Raw genomic sequence first — 23,496 nt, 5'->3', positions numbered from 1 at the left:
TGCGGCCCGGTCTCGCCCTTAAAATACTGCCTGCCCCACAGGAAATCGGATGGCTAATCGACGAATTGGCAAACGATCCAAGCTTGATTTTATTTCCATTGTCGAGCAGCTCGAAGATCGAGTGTTATTCGACGGTGTTCCTGACGCGACCTTTGTCCTGCCAGAACATCTGGTAGATCATGCGCTTCCAGAATCTGTGGATTCGCAGTTTGTGCAGGAAGCAAATCAGCAGACGCCTGTTGAGTTACTGATTGTGGACGGCGCAGTTGCCGGCAGTGACCAGTTGATTCGTTCGATCTTGGAATCCGCTCCCGATCGCTCCTTCGAAATCAGGGTTCTCGATTCAGCCACCGACGGCGTCAGTCAGATCTCGGAGATACTTTCGAAATCCGAAATCGATTTTGCGGCCGTTCATCTGGTGTCGCACGGCGACGACGGTCTGATACAACTGGGGTCGTCGACGCTTGATAGTGCGGCATTGAGTGCGCGGGCCGAAGAAATCGCTCAGTGGGCCGATGCACTCACCGAAGACGCTGACTTGCTGATCTACGGGTGTAATCTTGCCAGTTCCGATGCGGGCGAATCGTTTGTTGAAAAGATGGCTTCGCTTACGGGAGCTGACGTCGCGGCTTCGGATGACTTGACTGGAGCCGAACAACTTGGTGGTGACTGGGATTTGGAATTCAATACTGGACAGATCGACCATGAGTATGTGCTTCGCCACAGCCAGTGGTTTGGCGTCCTGTCGACGGTGAGCGGAACGGCCTACATCGACTACAACAATGACGGTTCCCAGGATCTGGCCGCCTCTGCATCGGAAGTCGGGATTCCGGGTCTCGCCGTCACGGCCTACGATTCGGACGGCAACGTTGTCGATGCCACAACGACGGCTGCCGATGGTACTTACACGATCAACAACGTAGGAAACATTCCGGTCCGTGTTGAGTTCACCAATGCGCCGACGGGCTTTACCGAAAGTCTGCTGGATCCTGCGACGGCTGATCCGGACGCCGTTGCTTCGGTCGCCTTCACGGCCGGAGTCACCAATTCGGTAATGAATCTGGCGCTTCATCGCCCCAGTGACATCAGTGATTCAGGTGACTTGCAGATTGTCGCGACCTGTTACTTTTTTGGGGATGGACTGACAGGAAATGAACCGGCGATCATCCGCTGGGACTACGCGAATGAAGGCGATTACGCGGGACAGGTCCGTGGCAATGCACCCGATCCGGCCACGCCCTATGTCGTCGTAGCCACGATCGGTGAAGTCGGTTCGGTGACAGGCCTGGCATACCAAAACGAAATCGATACGTTCTTTGCCGGTGCTCACACCAAACGGCACTCGGGCTATGGTTCGGGAGGTTCAGGTGCGATCTACTCGATCACTGCTGGCGGTACGCCCGTTGTGTTCGCGACTTTGCCAAACATTGCTGACCCTCATCCAACGTCCACGATTGGCGATGCGACCTATCGCGACGATTGGGATGCAGACCTCGCGACGTATGACTTGGTCGGAAAGTCTGGGCTTGGCGACGTCGATCTGTCAGAGGACGGCACCACCGTTTGGGCCATGAATCTGTTCGACAATCAGCTTTACGAGATCCCGATCGGAAGCACCGATGCGCCATTGGATCTGTCACAGCATAGCGACAGCAACATCGTTGCTCACGACATCATCACGGCGATTCTCAATGAGGACGCCAACGCGCTTGGTGTCAATCCGTTGCAGAATGCCCGCCCCAACGGGTTGGCATTTCACGACGGAATGGTCTACATCGGAATCGTCAATTCAGCTCAATACGATGCCAGCGGCGTTGAAGGCGTGCTGACCAATGAAGATTTGGAAGCCTACGTTTTTCGCTTCGACCCAACGAGTCCGACTTCGGCGCCCGAGAAAGTCCTCGAGTTCGGGCTGGACTATCAACGCCAGGCGATCATTGACGCAACGTTTGCTCCATACACGCCGGGTGCCTGGAATCCGTGGCTCAGTACTTTCCCCACAACCTACATTGATGGAACCGCGGTCCCGACAGCTGACAATTCGGAAGTCGGATACGCGATGCCGATTTTGTCCGATATCGAATTCGACAACGACGGATCGATGATCCTCGGTTTCCGCGATCGATTTGGAGACATGGGCGGCTATCGACAGGACCGTCCCGACGGTTCAGGCACCGACTACTCAGTTGATTCGGCCGGCGATATCTTACGCGCCGACTACGTTGCAGGAACCGACTCGTGGACGATTGAGGGTGATCTTGTTTATCCTGCGCTGCCAAGTCCGGATTCGGCTGATACTTCGATTGAATTCTACGACGCCGATGTTTACGCAGAAACGAACGGATTTGGGCCCACGATTCATAATGAGATCGCACAAGGTTCACTTGGATTGGTTCCGGGATACAGCGAAGTCTTTACGTCTGCGATGGATCCGATTGATGACGTGTTCTTCTCTGGCGGATTGATCTTTCTTGATAACTCGACGGGCGCCGAAAGCACATCCGGCGGGCGTACGATGGGGATCAGCCTGTACACCTCCGGGACCGCGCCATCGGAATCTTTCGGGAAAGGAAACGGAATCGGAGACGTCGAGTTCCTGTCGGCTCCTGGCGAGATGGAAATCGGAGATCGTATCTGGCTCGATACCGATCGCGATGGGGAACAGGACGCGGGAGAAGGTAACGTTCCTGACGGAGTCACGGTTGAACTGTACGACATGACGGATCCATTGAATCCGGTTCTCGTCGGGACCGCTACCACATCAAACGGGCAATACCTGTTCAATGACTCGAACGTAGCCTACTCCGACGGTGGGACGGCAGTCGGTTTGCGTCCGTTCACCGACTATGAAATCAGGCTCGTCGCGAGCGACTTCCAAAGCGGCGGACTGCTGCAGGACTACGTTGCGACCACTGCCAATGCGGTCGATGACTCCATCGATTCTGACGCCGTCAATCAGGGCGGGATTCCGATTGTCGCGCTCACCACCGGAGCGACCGGCGAGTCCGATCACAGCTTTGATATGGGCCTGGTCCAAACGGATCGTGGCGACCTTCCCACCGGCTACAACGTTACTGCTGCTGACGACGGTGCGACGCATATGCTCGATGGAGTTACGTTCTTGGGGGCAAGTGCTGACGCGGAAATGGATGCGACGAACACCGCCAATGCACTTGGAGACGATTCTAAAGCCAGCGATGACGAAGATGGCGTGACTTTCCTCAGCCCAATGGTCGCCGGCACCAACGCTGAGATTCAAGTTGTCGCTTCGGTCGATGGTTTCCTCAACGCATGGATCGATTTCGACGGCGACGGGACTCTCGATGTCGTCGACGTGGTCTCTGTCGACGGAGTTCCGGTTGCTGGCGGGACGACGCTGAACGATCTTGCTTTGACCGGTGGCACGCATTCGATCGTCGTTTCGGTTCCAGTCAATGCCGCCGGCGATACGCCAGCCCGTTTCCGGTTTACTTCTGACGATCCGGCTGGAACGCTGGGCCCGGATGGAATCTGGAACAACGGTGAAGTCGAAGACTATGTCCTTGGGGCGATCGGCAACTACGTTTGGGAGGACAACGGTCCGGGGGCCGCGACGGCGCTCAATGGGGTTCAGGATGGCACCGAATCTGGAGTCGCCGGCGTCACGGTATTCCTGCTCGACGGCACCGGTTCTCGAATTCAGGATGCTGACGGAAATGATGTCTCGGTAACGACTGATGCTGCTGGCTTCTACCAGTTTTCAGGGCTTCCCGCGGGAGACTATCAGGTTGAGTTCGTTGCTCCGGCAGGTTATCTGTTCACGCAAGCGAACCTTGGCGATGACGCGACCGATAGCGACGCGAACCAGTCTACCGGGATTACGGCGACGACCAGCATCGTGGCAGGAGAAACCGATGACTCGATCGATGCCGGTTTGGTTCGTCTGGACCTTGGCGATCTCCCGGACAGCTATGGAACGACGTTTGGGTCAGCTTCCGGCGCAGCCTCTCATGTGCTCGACGGAGTCAAGTTTCTTGGAGCGAGCGTTGATTCGGAAACCGACGGACAACCCAGCGCCGATGCGACTGGAGACGGCAGTGATGAAGACGGAATTGAGTTCACTTCTCCGCTGACGGCCGGATCTTCGGCTACTCTGGAAGTCACCGCTTCGACGGCGGGCTTCCTCAATGCGTGGATTGATTTCGATACCAGTGGCACGCTGGACGAAGTCCTTGTGACTCACGTTGATGGTGTGGTACTCGGAACGCCAACGAACATTGACGACCTGGCTCTGTTGGCTGGCACGACTGAGCTCCGTTTTGACGTCCCGGCAACTGCCAACGGAACGATGGCCGCGCGCTTCCGCTTCACTGCCGACGCGATGGGCGGCACGCGCAGCACCAACAGCCTTGCACCGACTGGTGAAGTCGAAGACTATGTGCTCGGCGCGATCGGAAACTTCGTTTGGGAAGACAACGGAGCCGGTGGCGGGACGGGCTATGACGGGATTCAGAACGGCACGGAACCGGGAGTCGGCGGAGTCTCTGTGTTCCTGCTCGATGGTTCTGGCAACCGGATTCAGGATGCTGCGGGCAACGAAATTTCGACCACCACTGACGTTAATGGCTTCTATCAATTTGCCGGGCTTCCACCGGGTGGATATCAAGTCGAGTTTGTGGCGCCGACAGGTTTTTCTTTCACTCAGCAGGACGTTGGCAACGATGCATTGGATAGCGATGCCAACGGATCGGGCGTTACCGGCACCACGTCGATTGTTGCTGGAGAAGTCAACGACTCGATCGATGCGGGGATCGTAAGTTTCGACTACGGCGATCTGCCGGATGGGTACGGAACGACAGACGGTTCAGCCGCAGGTCCGGCTCGGCACGTCCTTGATGGCGTCACGTATCTTGGAAGTTCCGTCGATGTTGATCTCGATGGACAACCAACTGCAGATGCAACCGGCGATGGTGCGGACGAAGATGGAGTTTCGTTTACGTCTCCCGTGGTCGCGGGAACATCGGCAACGATCGAGGTGACGGGCGCCGCGGACGGTTTCCTCAACGCGTGGATCGATTTTGACTCAAACGGTGTGCTCGATGAAGTCACCGTGACGCATGTCGATGGCGTCGCCCTGGGCACGCCGACTACGATCAGCGACCTTGCCTTGACCACTGGCACGACGGAGCTTCGATTCGACGTTCCGGCATCAGCCACTGGAAATATGGCGGCCAGATTCCGATACACTTCGGCCGCGATGGGAGCTTCCCGCAGTCCCAACAACACCGCTGGATCGGGCGAAGTTGAAGACTATGTTCTCGGCTCGCTGGGGGATCGCGTGTTCCTCGACGACAATATCGACGGGCTTCAAACCGCTGGCGAATCTGGCGTTTCTGGCGTGACCGTCTATCTGCTGGACGAGCTGGAGAACCGCTTGCTCGATGCGGCTGGCAACGAGATCTCGACAACGACTGACGGGAACGGCGACTATGAATTCGCAGGGCTTCCAGCTGGTAACTATCGCGTCGAATTCGAGGCGCCGGTCGGCCTGTCGTTCACAAGCCAGGACGTTGGCGGTGATGACGCAATCGATTCCGATGCTGATCTGGCGACGGGTGTTACGTCTCAGGTCTACGCGATCGCGGCGAACACCACAGAAGACAGCGTTGATGCGGGATTGGTCGAACAGGACCGCGGTGACTTGCCGGCGGGCTTCAACGTTTCCAACGCTGACGGCGGCCCCAGCCATACTTTGGACGGAGCGACCTATTTGGGAGCCAGCGTCGATGGCGAACTTGATGCAGCCAACACCCCGGACGCATTGGGCGACGATACTGGCGCCGACGATGAAGACGGAGTCACGTTCCTTGATCCAATGATCGCCGGAACAAATGCCCGTATCGAAGTTGTTGCCAGCGCCGACGGTTTTCTCAACGCGTGGATCGACTTCAACGGGAATGGCACGTTTGACTCAGGCGAGCAAATCGCTCTTGATCGTCCGCTGACAACCGGAGCGAACACGATCACGGTTGCTGTTCCGGCGAATGCAACAGGCGTTATGGCAGCCCGATTCCGATTTACCTCTGACGATCCGTTCGGAGCTCTCGGGCCTGACGGACATTGGGACAACGGTGAAGTCGAAGACTACGTGCTCGGCGCGATCGGCGATTACGTTTGGGAAGATAACGGCAACGGTGGCGGCGTCCCGAATGACGGCATTCAAAATGGCACAGAACCTCCGGTCTCCGGCGTGACCGTGTTCCTGCTCGATGGAACAGGAGCCCGGATTCAGGACGCTGATGGAATCGATGTCTCGACAACGACCGACGTCAATGGAGCCTACGAGTTCGCCGGTCTTCCGGCAGGTAACTATCGGGTCCAATTCGTAGCACCGGTTGGATTTGAATTTACGCAAGCCAACATCGGCAACGATGCAACTGACAGCGATGCGGATCAAACGACGGGCGTCACGGCCACCACAACACTCACGCCGGGCGAAGTCAACAACACGGTTGATGCGGGATTGGTGGAATACGATTACGGCGACCTCACTGATGGATACGGAACAACCAACGCTTCCGGTTTGGGGGCCGCAAAGCACGTCGTTGACGATGTGACTTTCCTTGGAGCTGGCGTCGATGCCGAAGCCGATGGCGCGCCGACGGCAGCCGCAGACGGTGACGACAATGATGGTTCCGATGACGAAGATGGCGTAACGTTCCTGTCTCCGTTGATGCCGGGCGTGTCGGCGGAAATCGAAGTCAACGCTTCGACGGCCGGATTCCTTAACGGCTGGATTGATTTCGATTCCGATGGCGTGCTGGATGAAGTTGTCGTCACCGCTGTCAACGGAGTTCCGTTGGGGACTCCTGCGAACCTTGCTGATATCGCGCTTAACTCCGGCGCGAACACGATCACTTTTGATGTTCCTGCAAACGCCGACGGAAACATGGCGGCGCGATTCCGTTTTACGTCCGACCAAATGGGCGCCATGCGTAGTCCCAATGGCGATTGGTCTAACGGCGAAGTCGAAGACTATGTTCTCGGTTCGCTGGGCGACTACGTTTGGGTCGACAACGGCGATGGCGGCGGCGGAGCCAAAGACGGGATCCAGAACGGAACTGAATCTGGCGTTGGCGGCGTTCTTGTAACGCTGCTCGACGCGTCCGAAAATCCGGTCACCGATGCTGATGGAAACAGTGTCACTACGACCACAGCGGCGGACGGCAGCTACCGATTTGTCGGCCTTCCTGCCGGTGACTACAAGGTTCATTTTGGCCAGCCGGGAATTGTGCTGACTGATGCTGATCAAGGCGGCGATGACGCGCTCGACAGCGATGCCGATTTCACAACCGGGATCACGGGGCAGACTTACACGATCTCTGCGAATACGACTGAGACCTCCGTTGACGCGGGTATCCTGGAAGTCGACTTTGGCGATTTGCCGGACGGCTACGGAACGACCGGAGGCGTCGATGGTGCTCGCCATGCGATCGAAACCGGAGTCTATCTTGGTTCGGGCGTCGACAACGAAATTGATGGTCAGCCAAACGCTTCGGCGACCGGAGACGATCTGGACGACACTGACGATGAGGATGGCGTCCTGTTTGTGACACCACTGGTGCCCGGACGCCCGGCGACAATCGAAGTTTCACCCAACGTCGACGGCTATCTGAATGCGTGGATCGATTTCGACAGCGATGGAACGCTGGATGAAGTCCTTGTTACACACGTCGATGGCGTGCTGCTTGGTACACCGGTGAATATCGATGACTTGAACCTGACGGCCGGAAGTCACGATCTGACTTTCGATGTCCCCGCAACAGCCACGGGGACGATGGCGGCGCGATTCCGATTTTCTCAGGACGCAATGGGATCCCTCCGTAGCACCACAGGGCTGTGGCGAAACGGTGAAGTCGAAGACTACGTGCTTGGCGCGATCGGCGACTACGTCTGGATTGACAACGGACTCGGCGGAGGCACTGGCAACGACGGTCAACAGAACGGAACCGAACCGGCGCTCGCTGGCGTCACGGTACGGCTGATGGATTCGGCTGGAAATCCGATTGTCGACGCTGACGGCGTGGCGATCACAACGGTGACTGCCGCTGATGGAAGCTACGAATTTCCGGGCTTGCCGGACGGAGACTACCGAGTCCAATTCGACCTGCCGACCGGTTTCCAGTTTACGGACACGGACCTTGGTGACGACTCGACCGACAGCGATGCCAACGAGTCAACCGGTTTGACTGATCAGACATACACGATCACCGCCGGAGTGACCAACGCGACCGTGGACGCGGGTCTGCTGGAGCAAGATTTTGGCGACTTGCCAGACAGCTACAGTACGCTCACCGGTTCTGGTGGAGCAGTTCACGGAATCGATGGGAATACGTACCTTGGTTCCAGCGTCGACGCAGAGCTCGACGGGCAACCCTCCGGTACGGCGACTGGAGATGACGCCAATACCGATGACGAAGACGGAGTCACGTTCCTTGATCCGATGGTCGCCGGCACGGACGCGCGAATCGAAGTCGTTGCCAATAGCGATGGTTTTCTCAATGCGTGGGTCGATTTCAATGGCAATGGCACGTTCGACGCAGGCGAGCAAATCGCTACGGATTATCCGCTGACCGCCGGCACGAATGTGATCACCGTCAGCGTTCCCGCGACCGCGACGGGTGTGATGGGAGCCCGTTTCCGATTCACGTCGGACAACACTGGCGCTTCGCTTGGTCCCGACGGAGCATGGGACAACGGTGAAGTCGAAGACTATATCCTCGGCGCGATCGGCGATTATGCGTGGGAAGACAATGGCGCTGGCGGAGGCGTTGCTTTCGACGGAGTTCAGGACGGCGGCGAGCCCGCGGTTTCGGGCGCGACTGTGTTCCTTCTCGATGGTTCGGGCAATCGAATCCAGGATGCCAATGGCAACGAGATATCTACGACGACTGATGCCAGTGGAGCCTATGAGTTTGCTGGTCTTCCGTCGGGAGACTACAGCGTTGAATTCGTTGCACCTGGCGGCTACACGTTCACTGCGGCGAATGTTGCTGACGATGCGACGGACAGCGACGCCAATGAGTTGACGGGTGTGACCGCGTCGACGAATCTGTTGCCTGGCGAAGTTGACGATACACTCGACGCCGGATTTGTGCGACTGGACTACGGCGATTTGCCGGACGGATATGGGACGACCAATGGCTCCACCGATGGATCAGCCAGACACGTTGTCGACGGTGTGACTTATTTGGGAGGTGGCGTCGATTCTGAAACGGACGGACAACCAACGGCAGACGCGACCGGAGACGGCACAGACGAAGACGGCGTTGTCTTCAGCGGTCCGTTGACCGCCGGGGCTTCCGCAACGATCAACGTGACGACTTCGGCTGTTGGTTTCCTTAACGCCTGGATTGATTTTGACTCCGACGGCGTGCTGGATGAAGTGTTGATCACACATGTGGACGGCGCTGCACTGGGGACGCCAGTCAATATCGATGACCTCGCGCTACCAGGCGGCACGACGGAACTTCGCTTTGACGTGCCCGCCAACGCAACCGGTAATATGGCTGCGCGGTTCCGCTATACCGCGACTGCAATGGGTGCTGGACGCAGCCCGAACGGAACGGAGCTGTCAGGTGAAGTCGAAGACTACGTGCTGGGTTCGATCGGCGATCAAGTCTTCCTCGATTCCAACAACGATGGTTTGCAAACGGGCGAAGCTGGATTCTCAACAGTCACTGTCTTCCTGCTTGACGCTACCGGTTCGCGAATTCAGGACGCTGCCGGAGTAGACATTTCGACCGTCACCGACGTCAATGGCGACTATGAGTTTGCTGGTTTGCCAGCGGGCGACTATCGCGTTGAGTTCGTTGCTCCTGTCGGCTATTACATTGCGAAAACGAACCAGGGAGCCGATGATGCGATTGATTCTGATGCGGATGAAGCGACAGGAATCACAACGCAAACTTACACAATCGCTGCCAACACAACCGAAGACAGCGTCGATGCCGGCCTGACCAATCGCGATCGTGGTGACTTGAGATCCGGATTCAATGTCTCGATCGCCGATGGCGGACCAAGCCACACGCTTGACGCTTCGACCTATCTCGGAGCCAGCATTGACGGAGAAGCTGATGCTGCCAACACTGCGGATGCATCCGGCGACGAAGCCGATGAAGACGGTGTTACCTTCCTTGACCCGTTAGTCGCAGGCACCAACGCTCGTGTCGAAGTGGTTGCCAACAGCGATGGTTTCCTCAACGCGTGGGTCGATTTTAACAGCAACGGCACCTTTGATTCGGGCGAACAGATTGTCTCTGACGAGCCACTGACGGCAGGTTCAAACATAATTACGGTTGCAGTTCCAGCCACGGCAACAGGAGCGATGGGCGTTCGATTCCGCTTCACCTCCGACGATCCGGCAGGCGCGCTTGGCCCCGACGGTCACTGGGATAACGGTGAAGTCGAAGACTACATGCTTGGCGCGATCGGTGACTATGTTTGGGAAGACAATGGAATTCTCGGCGGCGTTCCGCTTGATGGCGAGCAGGACGCAAGTGAGCCACCGGTTGCCGGAGTCACGGTCTATCTGCTAGACGGTTCCGGGAATCGAATCCAGGACGCCGACGGCAACGATATTTCAACCACGACCGATGCATCGGGACGTTACGAATTCGCCGGGCTTCCAGCAGGTGACTACCAGATTGAATTTGCTCCGGGCCCCGAGTATCAGTTTACGCGACAGGATGCTGGGTCAGACGATACCATCGACAGCGATGCGGACGTGACTTCCGGGGTTACGGATACGGTCAGCCTGACGCCGGGCGAAGTCAACGAGACGATTGACGCGGGAGTCGCGCGGTTTGACTACGGTGACCTCGACGATAGCTATGGCACGACTGATGGTGCAGCCAATCCTGGCGCCGTACATCTGCTCGATGGAGCGACGTACCTCGGTGCGACCGTTGATTCGGAACAGGATGGGCAACCTGCTGTCGACGCGACCGGAGACGGTACTGATGAAGACGGCGTGGTATTTACTTCGCCGTTGACAGCCGGTTCGAACGCGTCATTTGAGATCACCGCTTCGGTGGACGGTATCCTCAATGCGTGGATTGATTTTGATTCCGACGGAGTGTTGGATGAAATCATGATCACGCACGAAGACGGCAACCCGCTGCCGTTTCCGTTTCCGCTTAGCGACTGGCCGATTGTGGCTGGAACGACAGAAATCCGTTTCAATGTTCCTGCGAACGCGACCGGCAACATGGCGGCTCGATTCCGCTTCACAGATGATTTGATGGGAACCACACGAAGTCCCAACGGCATCGCGATTGATGAGTTTGGTGTTCCGCTGGCTGGTGAAGTCGAAGACTACGTGCTTGGATCGATTGGCGATCGCGTGTTCTCGGATTCCAACAGTGATGGTTTGCAGACGGGCGAACCGGGAGTCGAGAACGTCACCGTGTATCTGCTCGACGGTACCGGTGCACGTATCCAGGATGCCGATGGAGTCGATATTTCGACGGTTACCGACGCCAACGGCGACTATGAATTCGCGGGGCTTCCGGCGGGTGACTATCGCGTTGAGTTTGTGGCACCGACGGGTCTGTTGTTTACGACAGCCAATCAGGGAGCCGACGATGCGAACGATTCGGACGCGGACGAAGTCACCGGAATTACGTCGCAGACTTACACGATTGCTGCCAACACCACGATCGATACAGTTGATGCTGGCCTTGTGTTGCTCGACCGCGGTGACTTGCCGACGGGCTTCAATGTTACCAGTGCTGACGGCGGTCCAGCCCACAAGCTTGACGGCGTGACGTTCCTTGGAGCCAGCGTCGATGGCGAAGTTGACGCGACTAACACCGCAGATGCTTCCGGTGATGGTGATGATGAGGACGGAGTCATCTTTTTGAATCCGCTGGCTGCTGGGACGGATGCCCAGATCGAAGTCACGGCTTCGGTAGACGGTTTCCTCAACGCGTGGATTGACTTCAACGGCAACAACTCCTTCGATTCTGGTGAGCAGATCGCTGTCGACGAACCGTTGGTTGCGGGGACCAACACGCTGACCATCAGCGTCCCGGCCAGTGCGACGGGAGTTATGGCAGCGCGATTCCGATTCACTTCGGATAGTTCGGCTGGAGCCCTTGGTCCGGACGGGGAGTGGGACAACGGTGAAGTTGAAGACTATATCCTTGGTTCGATTGGCGACTACACGTTTAGTGATAACAATCTCGACGGATTGCAGGACGGTGGAGACACGGCGCTTGCTGGCGTCGTCGTGAATTTGCTCGACGGTTCGGGGAATCCGATCCTTGATGCTAACGGCAATCAGGTGACGACCACGTCCGACGCATCAGGTGCCTATGAGTTCGCCGGTTTGCCAGCGGGAACTTACACGGTCGAATTTATTGAGCCCGCCGGGCTTGATGTGGCCACCGCCAATGTTGGCGCGAATGATGCGATCGACAGTGACGGCGCTATTTCCGATCCAGTCTTCATTGGGGCTGGCGAAACGAACACGACGCTCGACGCCGGATTCGTTCCCGAACCAACCTTCACGTACGACTATGGTGACTTGCCGGATTCCTACGGTACGCTTGACGCCGACGGCGGGCCGAACCACTTGATCGATGGCGTCACGTTCCTTGGCTCGGGCGTGGACAACGAAGCCGACGGTCAGTCCAACGCCAATGCGACCGGAGACGGTAGCGATGAAGACGGAGTCGAATTCCTGGATCCATTAGTGGCCGGAACCGATGCCCGGATCGAAGTTGAAGCTTCTGTCGACGGTTACCTCAACGCCTGGATTGATTTCAATGGCGACGGAATGTTTGGTGCTGGCGAGCAGATCGCAACCGACATGTTTTTGACCGGAGGGCTCAATGAGTTCACGATCTCGGTTCCGCCAACGGCAACCGGGCTTATCGGAGCACGATTCCGGTTTACCGCGGATGATCCAGCCGGGACCTTGGGGACGGGTGGCGCAGCGACGACGGGAGAAGTCGAAGACTATCTGTTGGGCTCGATCGGAAACTTCGTTTTCACCGACGTCAATGGCGACGGATTGCAAGACGCAGGGGACACTCCGCTATCTGGCGTGGTCGTGAATTTGCTTGATGGAGCCGGCAATCCGGTTCTTGATGCCAATAGCAACGCCATCACCACCACGACGGATGCTGCGGGCTGGTACGAGTTCGCCGGGCTACCGCCAGGTTCCTATTCAGTTGAGTTCATCGAGCCTGTCGGTCTTGATGCCACGACTGCCAATGTGGGCGCTGATGATTCGATTGACAGCGACGGTCCAGTCACGACTCCTGTTTCGTTGGGGGCTGGCGAAAGCAACACGACGCTCGACGCCGGATTCGTAACCGAGCCAATTCTGACTTATGACTACGGCGACTTGCCTGACACGTATTCGACGCTGGACGCCAGCGGTGGAGCCAACCATCAGATCGACGGCGTAACATTCCTTGGTTCGACGGTTGACGATGAAGCTGATGGACAACCAACGGCAGACGCCAGCGGTGATATTGGCGACGAAGATGGCGTGGTGTTCGCAACGCCACTGGTTGCCGGAACAGATGCGACGATCGAAGTCACTGCTTCTGTCGACGGTTTCCTCAACGCGTGGATCGATTTCAACGGAAACGGAACCTTCGAAGCTGCCGAGCAGATTGCTGCTGACTTCGCGGTAACGGCTGGCACCAACACGATCAATGTCAGCGTGCCCGCGACTGCGACGGGCATCATGGGAGCCCGTTTTCGCTTCACATCAGACGACCCGGCAGGAGCTCTCGGAGCCGACGGTCAGTGGGACAACGGAGAAGTCGAAGATTACATCCTCGGTTCGATCGGCGACCTTACTTTCAACGATAACAATGCCGACGGACTTCAAAATGCGGGCGATACACCGCTTGCCGGAGTCGTTGTCAACTTGCTCGACGGCAGCGGCAACCCTGTGCTCGACGCCAACGGCAACGCGATCTCGACGACCACCGATGCCAGCGGACTCTATGAGTTCGCGGGACTCTCAGCAGGATCGTACTCGGTTGAGTTTGTCACACCGGTCGGTTTGGACATCACGACTTCCAACGTTGGCGCAGACGACATGGCCGACAGCGATGGCGAAATCACGGCTCCGGTCGCCATTGGCGCCGGGGAAAGCAACACGACGCTCGATGCCGGATTTGTGCCTGAACCGGCGATCACGTACGACTACGGAGATCTGCCAGATTCCTACGAAACGCTCGACGCGAACAACGGTGCCAATCATCTGATCGATGGAGTTACCTTCCTCGGTGCAGGAGTCGACAACGAAGCCGATGGGCAACCGTCAGTGGGCGCCAACGGAGATGGCTCCGACGAAAACGGCGTTGTGTTCGTGACACCGTTGGTGGCGGGCGCCGACGCGACCATCGAAGTTACCGCTTCGGTGGACGGTTTCCTCAACGCGTGGATCGACTTCAATGGCGACGGCACGTTTGACGCAGCCGAGCAAATCGCTATCGATGAGATGCTGACGTCCGGAGTCAACACGCTGACGGTCAGCGTTCCCGCGACCGCAACGGGAATCATGGGAGCCCGTTTTCGATTCACTGCCGATGACCCGGCTGGAACGCTTGGTTCTGGCGGAGCCGCTGCTTCGGGAGAAGTTGAGGACTACATCCTCGGTTCGATCGGAGACTATACTTTCAATGACGTCAACGGGAATGGTCTGCAAGATGGCGGAGACACGCCACTCGCCGGCGTGATCGTAAATCTGCTCGACGGCAGCGGCAACCCGGTGCTCGATGCCAATGGGAATGCGATCACAACGACCACAGATGCGAGCGGCGCCTACGAGTTCGCTGGCCTTCCGCCAGAATCGTACTCCGTTGAGTTTGTTGAGCCAACGGGCTTGGATTTCACTTCGTCAAATGTAGGAGCAGACGACACGATCGACAGCGATGGTGCCACGACTTCCGTAGTGATCATCGGTGCCGGCGTAAGCAATACAACGCTTGACGCAGGCTTCGTGCCGGAGCTTTACGACTATGGTGATTTGCCTGACTCCTATAGCACCTTGGACGCCAGCGGTGGAGCCAATCACAAAATCGACGGCGTGACGTTCCTGGGTTCGAGTGTCGACAATGAAGTGGAAGGACAACCTTCAGCTAACGCCAACGGAGACGGTTTGGACGAAGACGGCGTAACGTTCGTCAACGCTCTGGTTGCCGAGACCGATGCCGACATAGAAGTCGTGGCCAGCGTGGACGGTTTCCTCAACGCCTGGATCGACTTCAATAGCAACGGCACATTCGACGCCGGAGAGAGAATCGCAACAGACCTTCCGGTGACGGCAGGGACGAACACGATCACCGTTAGCGTTCCCGCAACTGCAACGGGAATTATGGGCGCGCGGTTCAGGTTTACTTCAGACGATCCGAATGGAAGTCTTGGTCCGGATGGGCAATGGGACAACGGTGAAGTCGAAGACTACATCCTCGGCTCGATCGGTGACTATACGTTTAACGACAACAACGAGGACGGTTTGCAGGACGCTGGCGACACGCCACTGTCTGGTGTGGTCGTGGCGCTGCTAGACGGAGCCGGCAATCCGATGCTTGACGCCAACGGCAACGCGATCACAACGACCACCGATTTCAATGGTCTGTACGAGTTTGCAGGCCTTCCTGCAGAGAGATATTCAGTTCAGTTTACCGAGCTGGCTGGTCTGGATATCACGACTTCAAACGTTGGAGCCGACGATTCGATCGACAGCGATGGCTTGGTTACAGCTCCCGTCACGATCGTTGCCGGCGAGACCAATACGACGCTGGATGCCGGTTTCGTCACTGAACCTCCTCCCGTGTACGACTACGGAGACTTGCCAGATTCGTACGTGACGCTTGATTCTTCGATTGGAGCCAACCATCTGATCGACGGCGTGACGTTTCTTGGGTCGAGTGTCGACGATGAGTTGGATGGCCAGCCGACGGCCGATGCCAGTGGCGATGGCGACGACGAAGACGGTGTTGTGTTTGCGACGCCACTGGTTGCCGGGACCGACGCAACCATCGAAATCACCGCGTCGGTCGATGGTTTTCTCAACGCGTGGATTGACTTCAACGGCAACGGTACCTTTGAAGGCGGCGAGCAAATTGCGACGGATCAGGCTCTGACTGCGGGCTTGAACACGCTGACGGTCAGCGTTCCAGCGAACGCGACGGGTGTGATGGGAGCCCGCTTCCGATTCACGGCTGACCACCAGGGCGGTGGGCTTAGCTACGACGATTACGTGGACTCAGGTGAGGTTGAAGACTACATCCTCGGCATGATTGGCAACTACACGTTTACCGATGTGAATGCAGACGGATTGCAGGATGCCGGCGACACGGCATTGGCTGGAGTGGTTGTGAACTTGCTCGATGGCAGCGGAAACTCAATCCTTGACGCCAATGGCAACGCCATCAGCACGGTGACTGATGCGGCTGGAATGTACGAGTTCGCAGGTCTTCCGGCGCAAAGTTACTCCGTCGAGTTCGTGGAGCCAACAGGCTTGGACTTCACGACGACGGATGTTGGTGGCGATGAGTCGATTGACAGCGACGGTGCGATCACGGCTCCAATTGCTCTTGGAGCCGGCGGCATCAACCGCACGCTCGATGCCGGGTTCGTGCCGCAACCCAATCCGGACTATGACTACGGCGATTTGCCGGATTCCTATGAGACGCTCGATGCCAGCAACGGTGCGCGACATCAGCTTGACGGCGTGACGTTCCTTGGCAGTAGTGTGGATCACGAAGCCGACGGTCAACCTTCTTCTGGTGCCACGGGTGATGTTGGGGACGAAGACGGTGTTGTATTCGTCACGCCATTGGTGGCTGGGACGGATGCCACCGTTGAAGTCACGGCTTCAGTTGCCGGATACCTCAATGCGTGGATCGACTTCAACGGCAACGGTACCTTTGAAGGCGGCGAGCAGATTGCGACGGATCAGGCTCTAACTGCGGGCGTGAACACGCTGACGGTCAGCGTTCCAGCGAACGCAACCGGTGTGATGGGAGCCCGTTTCCGCTTCACCGCTGACGATCCAGCGGGCTCGCTTGGATCAGGCGGAACCGCGTCCACGGGTGAAGTCGAAGATTACATCCTCGGCATGATCGGTAACTACACGTTTACCGATGTGAATGCAGACGGATTGCAGGATGCCGGCGACACGCCGCTTGCTGGAGTGGTTGTGAACTTGCTCGACGGTAGCGGGAACCCAATCCTTGACGCCAACGGTAACGCGATCAGTACGGTGACTGATGCGGTTGGGATGTACGAGTTCGCAGGTCTTCCGGCGCAAAGTTACTCCGTCGAGTTCGTGGAACCAGTAGGCTTGGACTTCACGACGACGGACGTTGGCGGCGATGAGTCGATTGACAGCGACGGTGCGATCACGGCTCCCATTACCCTCGGAGCCGGCGGCATCAACCGCACGCTCGACGCCGGATTCGTGCCCGAGCCGGCGATCACTTACGACTACGGCGATCTGCCAGACAGCTACGAAACACTCGACGCCAACAACGGCGCCAATCACTTAATCGACGGCGTAACGTTCCTTGGTGCGGGCGTTGACAATGAATCCGACGGTCAACCTTCTTCCGCTGCCACGGGTGATGTTGGGGACGAAGACGGCGTTGTGTTTGTCACACCGTTGGTGGCTGGAACCGACGCCACCATCGAAGTCACGGCCTCGGTTGCCGGATACCTCAATGCGTGGATCGACTTCAACGGCAATGGTACCTTTGAAGGCGGCGAGCAGATTGCGACGGATCAGGCTCTAACTGCGGGCGTGAACACGCTAACGGTTAGCGTTCCAACGAACGCAACCGGTGTGATGGGAGCCCGTTTCCGCTTCACCGCCGACGATCCAGCGGGCTCACTTGGATCAGGCGGAACTGCTTCGTCCGGTGAGGTTGAAGATTACATCCTCGGCATGATCGGCAATTACACGTTTACTGATGTGAATGCAGACGGATTGCAGGATGCCGGCGATACAGCTCTGGCTGGAGTCGTGGTGAACTTGCTCGATGGTAGCGGCAATCCAATCCTTGACGCCAACGGCAACGCCATCAGCACGGTGACTGATGCGGCTGGGATGTACGAATTCGCGGGACTTCCTGCACAAAGTTACTCCGTCGAGTTCGTAGAGCCAACAGGCTTGGACTTCACGACGACGGACGTTGGTGGCGATGAGTCGATTGACAGCGACGGTGCGATCACGGCTCCAATTGCTCTCGGAGCCGGCGGCATCAACCGCACGCTCGATGCCGGGTTCGTGCCGCAACCCAATCCGGACTATGACTACGGCGATTTGCCGGATTCCTATGAGACGCTCGATGCCAACAACGGTGCGCGACATCAGCTTGACGGCGTAACGTTCCTGGGGTCATCCGTTGACAATGAAACGGACGGTCAACCTTCTTCCGCTGCCACGGGTGATGTTGGGGATGAAGACGGCGTCGTGTTTGTGACACCGTTGGTGGCTGGAACCGACGCCACCATCGAAGTCACGGCTTCAGTTGCCGGATACCTCAATGCGTGGATCGACTTCAACGGCAATGGCACGTTTGATTCGGGTGAGCAGATTGCTTCGGATCAACTGTTGAGCGCTGGCGTGAACACGCTAACGGTCGGCGTTCCAACGAACGCAACCGGTGTGATGGGAGCCCGTTTCCGCTTCACTGCTGACGATCCAGCGGGCTCGCTTGGATCAGGCGGAACCGCGTCCACGGGTGAAGTCGAAGATTACATCCTCGGCATGATCGGTAACTACACGTTTACCGATGTGAATGCAGACGGATTGCAGGATGCCGGCGATACAGCTCTGGCTGGAGTGGTGGTGAACTTGCTCGATGGTAGCGGAAACCCAATCCTTGACGCCAACGGCAACGCCATCAGCACGGTCACCGATGCGGCTGGGATGTACGAGTTCGCTGGTCTTCCGGCTCAAAGTTACTCCGTTGAGTTCGTGGAGCCAACAGGCTTGGACTTCACGACGACGGACGTTGGCGGCGATGAGTCGATTGACAGCGACGGTGCGATCACGGCTCCCATTACCCTCGGAGCCGGCGGCATCAACCGCACGCTGGATGCCGGATTCGTACCCGAGCCGGCGATCACTTACGACTACGGTGATCTGCCAGATGGCTATGGAACACTCGACGCCAACAACGGCGCCAACCACCAGATCGACGGAACCACTTATCTCGGTTCAACCGTTGACAACGAAGCCGACGGCCAACCTACCTTCGATGCGACAGGCGATGGAGCCGACGAAGACGGAGTTGTCTTCACGTCTCCATTGGTCGCAGGATTCACCGCGTCGGTGGAAATTACGACTTCTGCGGCTGGATTCCTCAACGCATGGATCGACTTTGACTCAGACGGCGTGCTCGACGAAGTCCTTGTCGCACATGTCGACGGCACGGCTCTGTCGACACCGACCAATATCGATGATCTCGCACTGGCTGCGGGGACTACTGAACTCCAGTTTGATGTCCCAGCGAACGCAACCGGCACGATGGCGGCTCGATTCCGCTATACAGCTGAGGCCATGGGAGCCGCGCGAAGTCCTGTTGGCTCTGCACCAACCGGAGAAGTCGAAGACTACGTTCTGGGAGCAATCGGAGACAAAGTTTTCGCCGACGCGAATGGAGACGGAGTCTACAACAGCGGCGAAGCAACCGTTCCTGGCGTTCGGGTTTACTTGTTGAATTCGCTTGGCCGACGAATGATAGACGCTGAAAACCGTCAGATCTTTACCACGACAGATGCAGTCGGTTGTTATGAATTCGCCGGGCTTCCACCGGGAACCTATCATGTCGAGTTCCAGCCACCTCCGGGCACGTTCCTTTCGCCACCGAATCAAGGCGGCGACGATGATGTGGACTCAGATCCGGATCCGGACGTCGGTGTTCAGCCTCAAATTCAAAGCCAGACGCCTCCGATCACGGTATTGCCAGGAGTCTACGATGACTCAGTCGATGCCGGTTTGACGACTCGAGATTTCGGTGACTTGCCTACCGGTTATCATGTCGCGCAGAACATCAACGGCGCAAGCCATACGCTTGATGGCAGCACGTATTTGGGAGCAACGGTTGACGCAGAGGCGGATGGTGTCAACTCTGCCGGTGCGATCAGCGATGACAATGACGGAACGGACGATGAAGATGGAGTTGTCTTCCTGACGCCATTGACGGCCGGTTCGACTGCGACCATCGAAGTTACCGCATCAACGGTTGGCTACCTCAATGCGTGGATCGACTTCAACGGCGACACGACGTTTGATGCTGCGGACCAGATTGCAACGGACTTGCTGTTGCAGCTGGGAGTCAACACGATCACCGTCAACGTGCCAGCGGATGCAACGGGCGTCATGGGAGCCCGCTTCCGTTTTACGTCCGACGACACGGCCGGAGCGATTGGTCCTAACGGGCACTGGGGGAACGGAGAAGTCGAGGACTACGTTCTCAACGCGATCGGCGACTATGTCTGGCAAGACAATGGCGATTCCGTGCAGAGTGGCGGTGATGTCAGAATCACGGGAATCGGGTTGTACTTGCTCGATGAAAACGGAGTTCGCATTCAGGACGCCGCTGGAAATTACATCTACACTGTAACCGACAGCAACGGTCGGTACGAGTTCGCCGGATTGCCGGATGGCGACTATCGAATCGAAATTGGTTCAAGCCCTTACAGCATCGTCGACCAGAACGTTGGCGGAGACGATGCGAGCGATAGCGATTTAGATCCGATCACGGGCATCTCCGACGTTGTCTCGGTGTCTGGAGGTGAGCTCAATGATACTCTCGATGTCGGCCTTGGGTTGTTTGACTTTGGTGACCTGCCGAGCCTCTACGGGGAAACGACGCTGGAGGATGACGGAGCCCGACACATTTTCGATTCCCTTGTCCGACTTGGATCAGCCGTTGGAGTTGAGACTACCGGAACGCATTCGGACGATGCCCTGTTCGACGACAATGATTTTGGCACAGACGATGAAGACGGCGTTCTGTTCCTCAGTCCGCTGGTACCGGGAACTGCTGCGAACATCCAGGTGACCGGGGCTGGTTTCCTCAACGCGTGGATCGATTTCAACAGCGACGGCGTACTCGACGAAGTCACTGTCACTGCGATCGATGGCGTTCCTTTGGCGACGCCTTCATCAATCAGCGATTTGTCGATCGGCGGCACCCATGTTTTGACGATCGAGGTGCCCGCTGACGCGACAGGAACCATGGCGGCTCGATTCCGTCTCTCTGCCGACGCCATGGGAACTGCCAGAAGCACTTCAGGCCTGGGTGGTCGAGGCGAAGTCGAAGACTATGTCCTTGGTGCCATCGGAGATCGCGTGTTCTTCGATACCGGAGCCGGAACGACAGGCAACGGGCTGCAGGACGCGGGCGAAACCGGTGCTCCGGGAGTCAACGTCTACCTGTTGGACGCTGCCGGGAACCGACTTACGGATGCGAATGGAAACGATGTTGTCACCGTGACGGATGCCAGCGGGCTCTACGAGTTCCCGGGGCTTCCGGAAGGCGACTACCGAGTTGAGTTCGAGCTTCCTGCGGGCCATACATTTACGATCGCCAACGTCGGAAGTGATCTTGCTGTCGACAGCAATGCCAATCGAACAACTGGAATCACGGACGCTGTCTACAGCATCGCTCCGGGAGAAACGAATCCGAACGTGGACGCGGGGTTGCTGCCATTGGCTTCGCTGGGCGATCGAGTCTGGTTTGACGTTGACGCGGACGGAGTCCAGGACGCTGATGAAGCTGGACTCAACGGGATCGACATTCAGATCGAAGTCGACATAGATGGTGACGGAACAAGCGACTACACCGAAACCACAACCACCAGTGGTGATGGCGAGTACCTGTTCCCTGCTCTTCCGCCGGGTACCGTTACTGTCACGATGGTCAATCCTCCAGCGGGATACCGGGGAACTTTCAGCGCCGATGGCGGAGCGACCGACATCTTCGATGGAACGCTCGATCCGAATCAGGATCGCCGCGACGTAGACTTTGGTCTGACCGGAATCAGTTCGCTTGCCGGAACTGTACACGAAGACGGAGTCGACGATGCCGACGAGCCGTTCTTCATTGATGGCGTTCAGGACACAGGCGAGCCGGGAATTCCGAACGTGACGATCACGCTTCAGGGCGTTACCGATTCCGGGATTCCATTTACCAAAACGACCACAACGGATTCGGCGGGAGACTATCGCTTCCTTGACCTGCCGCCGGGAACTTACACGATCATCGAGACGCAACCGACGTCTTCGCCGTTGACAGCAAGCTCGCCGAACTACGTCGATGGCCTCGACACGATTGGTTCGCTGGGCGGTGCCGCGGCGTCAAATTCGCTCATCGCCGACCAGCATTCCGCCATCTTGCTGGGCGTTGACGAGCACGGAACGGACTATGACTTCAGCGAGATCCCGGAAGCACGCACTGATGGATACGTGTTTGTTGACGCCAACGATAACGGTGTGTTCGATCCTGGCGAGCGAGGCATTCCGGAAGTCCCCGTGACGCTCTCCGGCGTTGATGTTTTCGGCACTCCGGTTCTTCGGACGACGACGACGGACGCGAACGGCTTCTATGAGTTCACCTCGCTGTACGCAGGTACCTACGATTTGAACGAAATTCAGCCGACTCAATTCGAGGACGGTCAGGAGCAAAACGGAAGCGTACCGGTCATTGTTTCCAATGACAACTTTGGTGGTCTTTCCTTGATTTGGGGCGACAATACCTTCAGCTATAACTTTGGCGAGTTGGACAATAGCACCACCAGCGGCAATCCGCCTGTGTTCCGAACGTTCCCTCCAATCACTCGCTCGAGTCGAATCGATCCAGGTCTTCCGGGGCCCGGGCCGATCTATCCTGGCATTCCAATTTTCAGCAACGGAGGCGTGCTAAGCCTTGACAGTGGACGGCCGGTGACGGGTGGCTACTCGATTGAGAATCAGCTTCTCGATGCGTGTTGCTGTGAAATTGTTGTCGATCCGTGCAGCGTTTGCGAAGAACCAGTCGTGGTTGACGCCTGCGGCCAGGAACTCGTGCGTCCGACGACTCCGGTTGAATATGTTGCTCCACCGACACCGATTGGATTGGGAGAAGCCGTTGGCGAAGTGGAGGTTCCGCAGGCGATCGAAATCCTTGAGGCGGAATCCGAAGCCGAATTGGAGGAGGTCGTTGAGCTTGAAGAGTTCGTCGAAGAAGAGACAGAAACGATTGAGCTTTCGGCTGACGCGAACTCCGAAACGGATTCTCCGGCAGCGCGAATCGATGAAGCCGCTCCGACAGTTGTTCCCAACTTGCCAACGTTTTTACAACGCTTTACGGGTTGGATGCGGTCCAGTTCTGATTAGCAAACTGTTGGGATTCCTCGACAGAGTGCATTGATAAAAGAAGGGCGTTGTGCGATCGGTTGTCGCATCTTCGCCCCATCGAGGCCTTTCGATGCCGT

At 57.4% G+C, this 23,496-nt stretch carries 1 protein-coding gene; it reads left to right on the top strand.

Annotated features, from left to right (window positions below; all coding sequences use genetic code 11):
- Positions 1–49 precede the first annotated feature (49 nt).
- Entirely contained in the window at positions 50–23,398 is a 23,349-nt protein-coding gene (locus MFFC18_RS20095; RefSeq protein ID WP_075084084.1) for an SdrD B-like domain-containing protein, read from the top strand.
- Positions 23,399–23,496: the final 98 nt, after the last annotated feature.

This window comes from Mariniblastus fucicola, assembly GCF_008087665.1.
Lineage (GTDB): Bacteria > Planctomycetota > Planctomycetia > Pirellulales > Pirellulaceae > Mariniblastus > Mariniblastus fucicola.
Note: the sequence above shows the minus strand (reverse complement) of the source record. Positions and strands in the feature narration are given on the sequence as shown.